1 protein-coding gene is annotated in these 499 nt (G+C 71.9%); it reads right to left on the minus strand.

Features of this window, described 5'->3' with window-relative positions:
- Positions 1-499, minus strand: a 499-nt coding sequence (locus FLV34_RS39725; protein WP_187280903.1) for a polyketide synthase dehydratase domain-containing protein, incomplete at both ends; no start/stop codon positions are given.

Raw genomic sequence — 499 nt, forward strand, 5'->3', positions numbered from 1 at the left:
GCAGGACGAGTGGGGCGTGGAGGAGGAGTTCGTCGATGGTGGTGTGGCCGGTGTGGTCGGCGGCGTGGAGGGCGAGGTCGAGGTAGGCGGTGCCGGGGAGGATGGGGGTGGTGAAGACGGTGTGGTGGGCGAGCCAGGGGTGGGTGGTGAGGGAGAGGGTGCCGGTGTAGACGGTGGTGTGGTCGTGGGCGAGGGTGACGGCGGCGCCGAGGAGGGGGTGGGCGGTGGTGGTGAGGCCCAGGTGTGCGGGGTCGGTGTGTGTGGTGGGTGGGGTGAGCCAGAGGTGTTCGTGTTGGAAGGCGTAGGTGGGCAGGTCGATGGTGGTGGCGTGGCGGTGGAGGGGGGTCCAGTCGACGGGGGTGCCGTGGGTGTGGGCGTGGGCGGCGGCGGTGACGGCGGTGTGGGGGTCGGGGTGGTCGCGGCGTAGGACGGGGACGGCGATCAGGTCTGGTTCGTGGTCGAGGGTTTCGCGGATGAGCCCGCTGAGGACGCCGTCGGG

It is taken from the genome of Microbispora sp. CSR-4, from assembly GCF_008033685.1.
Taxonomy (GTDB): domain Bacteria; phylum Actinomycetota; class Actinomycetes; order Streptosporangiales; family Streptosporangiaceae; genus Microbispora.